Genomic DNA, 3,073 nt, shown 5'->3' with positions numbered 1-3,073 from the left:
AGTGCCAGGGCTGGCTGTTGTGGATGGACGGCGCGGCGACCGCCGCGGCGACCAGCGTCTCCAGGGCGGCGGCGTCCAGGGCGATGGCGGGCATGGTGTTTCCTCCGGTCCGTCGGCGGGTCAGCCGGAGGCCGGCCGGTGGGCCGAGCGCAGGGCTTCCAGGCGCTGCCGGTACTCGTCGGCGTCGATCTGACCGCGGGCGAGGCGCTCGGCGAGCAGCGCTTCGGGGGCGCGGGGCTCGGTATGCAGTGCGGCCGGGGGTTCGGCCGGCGGTCGGGCGGGCGGCTCGACGGTCGCGCGGCCGAGGTAGCGGGCCAGCAGGACGACGCCGGCGGTCAGCAGCCCGAGGACGAGCAGGGTGCTGAGGCTCATCAGGGCGATGCCCCAGCCGTTCATGCCGTGGCCGTTCCAGTACATCATCACGGCCTCCTGGTCCGGGCGGGTCGGGGGCGGGTGCCCTCACGACCCACGGTGCGCCTGCGGCGGCCCGAACACATGGGCCGAGCGGCCCTGTCCGCCGGGACGACCGGCTCAGTGCGCGTGCGGTGGACGGTCGTGCGGCGGGTGGTACTCGGCGTCGGCCTGTACGGCGAGCACGGCGGCCTGCAGGCGCCGTTCGACGCCGAGCTTGGCGAGCAGCCGCGACACGTGGTTCTTGACCGTCTTCTCGGCGAGGTAGAGCTCCTTGCCGATCTCCCGGTTGGTCCTGCCCTCCCCCACCAGGGAGAGGATCTCCCGCTCGCGGGGCGTCAGCCGGTCGAGGGGGTCCTCGGTGTCGCTCTCGTCGTGGTGGCGCAGGTTCGCCATCAGTTTGCTGGTGGTGGCCGGGTCGAGCATCGACTGGCCGGCCGCCACGGTGCGGACGGCACTGACCAGGTCCGAGCCCTTGACCTGCTTGAGCACGTAGCCGGCCGCGCCGGCCATGATCGCGTCCAGCAGCGCGTCGTCGTCGTCGAAGGACGTCAGCATCAGGCAGGCGAGCCCGGGCATCCGGTCCCGCAGCTCGCGGCAGACCGTGACCCCGTCGCCGTCGGGCAGCCGGACGTCGAGCACGGCCACCCGGGGCTTGAGGGCGGGCACCCGGGCCAGTGCCTGGGCGCAGGTGCCCGCCTCGCCCACGACCTCGATGTCGGGCTCGGCGTCCAGCAGGTCCTTCACGCCGCGCCGCACGATCTCGTGGTCGTCCAGCAGGAAGACGCGCACGGGCGGCCCGTCCCCGGTGGCCCCGGTCGTGTCCATCGCGGCCTCCTTGCGACGTTCGTCGGCTCTTCCCCGATTCTGCGCGCGCGGTCGCCGTGCCGCAGCGGGCTCGCGGTGTCCCGGGCGGGTCAGGTCGGCGGGTCGCCTGCGTCCTCGCGCAGGGTGCTGCGGGAGACCGGGCCGAGCAGGTCGGCGAAGCGCTGCAGGACGTCGAGGAAGAGGTCGTCGACGGTGATGACGCCGACCGGCGTGCCGTCGCGCAGGACCGGCAGCCGCCGCACCCCGGTACGGCGGAACGTGCGGTAGGCGGCGGCCAGATCGTCGTCCGCGTCGACGGTGAGCGCCGGCGCCGACATCAGCCGCGCCACCGAGGTGTGCGGGTCCGCGCCGCCGGCCAGCACCCGGACGACGAGGTCCCGGTCGGTGAGCACACCGAGCAGGGCCCGGCTGTCCGCCACCAGGACGCAGCCGATCGCCTGCCCGTCCATCAGCCGCGCCGCCTCCGCGGCGGTGCTGTCGGGAGCGACCGTCACGGGCGGCGAGATCATCAGGTCCGAGACACGCATGTTCGGAACTCCCTCGGCTGCGGCTCCTCCCAGCACAGCCGTCCGCGGGCCCGGGCGGCCAGGGCCGGTCGGTCCCGGCCCACGGCCCGAACGGCCCTGCCCGGTTGCGCCCGCCCACCGGACGATGGACGTACACGATCACATCCGACCCGCGTCGGAGTCGACCGTGTTCACCAGTACGGCGGACGGCGTCCGGCGGACACCGCGCACCGCCCGCCGACGGAGCAACGAGGTGACCGAGCCATGCAAGCACTGATCGTCTACGAGAGCATGTACGGCAACACCAGGCGGATCGCCGAGGCGATCGCCGAGGGCGTCCACGCGGCCGCGCCCGATTCGCAGGTCAGCTGCCTGCCGGTCGCCGAGGCCACCGCCGACGCCACCCGGGCGGCGGACCTGCTCGTGGTCGGCGGCCCGACCCACATGCACGGAATGTCGTCGGGGCTGAGCCGCAAGCTCGCCCGCAGCGCACAGGAGAAGGACACGGAACCCCCCGCCGACCCGGAGCCGGGCCGGAGCCCCGGCCTGCGGAGCTGGTTCCACACGCTGCCGGACACCGAACAGGGCACGCACGCCGCCGCCTTCGACACCCGCGCGGACATCCGCATGAGCGGCGGCGCGGCCGACGGGATCGCCCGCAGACTGGCGCACCACCACTACGACGTGACGGCCGAACCCGAGGGCTTCATCGTCGAGGACACCGAGGGCCCGCTGCGCGCCGGCGAACTCGACCGGGCCAGGGCCTGGGGAGCCGAGCTGGTCTGAGCCATCGAGGGCCCGGCGGGTACCGCCGTCAGGACGCCGCGCGGGGGCGGTCGCCGAGGGCGTGGCGCGCGACGCAGACGTCCCGGCCGGTTGCCGGCCGGTCGCACTCGCCGGGGACGGCAGCGGCGCTTCCGGCCGAACCGCCGCCCCTCCGACCGACAGTCATAGCGTTCACCCGCACTTCATTGCAATGAGCGAAGCGCGCTCGTTGCATTCAACTCAAGACCATTGCAACAATTCTGTGGCAACTACCTGTATTGATGGCGATTCTTCGCAACGAGCGTGTTGCCGAATCCTTGAATGCAACGTAGCGTTTCGGTCATCAGAAACGACGAGCCGCAGGAGAGCACGATGCAGAAGTTCGACACCCCCGCCCCCATCTCGGCCGCCCTCGACGTCCCCGCCGGGCGGATCCGGTTCATCGCCGCCCACCGGGCCGACACCACGGTCGATGTCCGGCCCGCGGACGCCGCCAAGAGCCGCGACGTGAAGGCCGCGGCCCGGATCGAGGTCGCCTACGCCGACGGCGTCCTGCGCATCGA

At 73.3% G+C, this 3,073-nt stretch carries 4 protein-coding genes and 1 pseudogene; 2 read left to right on the top strand and 3 right to left on the bottom strand.

Annotated elements, in window-relative coordinates:
• Positions 1 to 120 precede the first annotated feature (120 nt).
• From AB0P35_RS41765 to AB0P35_RS41755, 3 genes are all read right to left on the bottom strand, one after another.
• Positions 121 to 420 carry an SHOCT domain-containing protein gene (locus AB0P35_RS41765; RefSeq protein WP_363521763.1) on the bottom strand — a complete coding sequence of 100 codons (300 nt, stop codon included), beginning with the start codon at positions 418 to 420 and terminating at the stop codon, positions 121 to 123.
• Between the two features lie 111 nt (positions 421 to 531).
• Complete coding sequence (locus AB0P35_RS41760; protein WP_363521760.1) at positions 532 to 1,239, bottom strand: response regulator transcription factor; 708 nt, start codon at positions 1,237 to 1,239, stop codon at positions 532 to 534.
• Between the two features lie 89 nt (positions 1,240 to 1,328).
• On the bottom strand, positions 1,329 to 1,766 hold the full coding sequence (locus AB0P35_RS41755; protein ID WP_363521757.1) for a CBS domain-containing protein: 438 nt from the start codon (positions 1,764 to 1,766) through the stop codon (positions 1,329 to 1,331).
• 243 nt (positions 1,767 to 2,009) lie between these two features.
• On the opposite strand from AB0P35_RS41755, the gene AB0P35_RS41750 reads away from it, so the two are divergent.
• A complete protein-coding gene (locus AB0P35_RS41750) occupies positions 2,010 to 2,531 on the top strand; it encodes a flavodoxin domain-containing protein (RefSeq protein ID WP_363521754.1) in 522 nt (173 codons plus the stop codon).
• 351 nt (positions 2,532 to 2,882) lie between these two features.
• Positions 2,883 to 3,073 (top strand): annotated as a pseudogene (locus AB0P35_RS41745) (hypothetical protein); the annotation flags it as partial.

The sequence above is a fragment of the Kitasatospora sp. NPDC085879 genome (assembly GCF_040686255.1).
Classification (GTDB): Bacteria; Actinomycetota; Actinomycetes; order Streptomycetales; family Streptomycetaceae; genus Kitasatospora.
Note: the sequence above shows the minus strand (reverse complement) of the source record. Positions and strands in the feature narration are given on the sequence as shown.

Excerpts from the sequence above, each read along its gene's own strand:
- AB0P35_RS41760 (WP_363521760.1), bottom strand. The coding sequence starts at position 1,239 with ATGGACACGACCGGGGCCACCGGGGACGGGCCGCCCGTGCGCGTCTTC.
- AB0P35_RS41750 (WP_363521754.1), top strand. The coding sequence starts at position 2,010 with ATGCAAGCACTGATCGTCTACGAGAGCATGTACGGCAACACCAGGCGG.
- AB0P35_RS41765 (WP_363521763.1), bottom strand. The coding sequence starts at position 420 with ATGATGTACTGGAACGGCCACGGCATGAACGGCTGGGGCATCGCCCTG.
- AB0P35_RS41755 (WP_363521757.1), bottom strand. The coding sequence starts at position 1,766 with ATGCGTGTCTCGGACCTGATGATCTCGCCGCCCGTGACGGTCGCTCCC.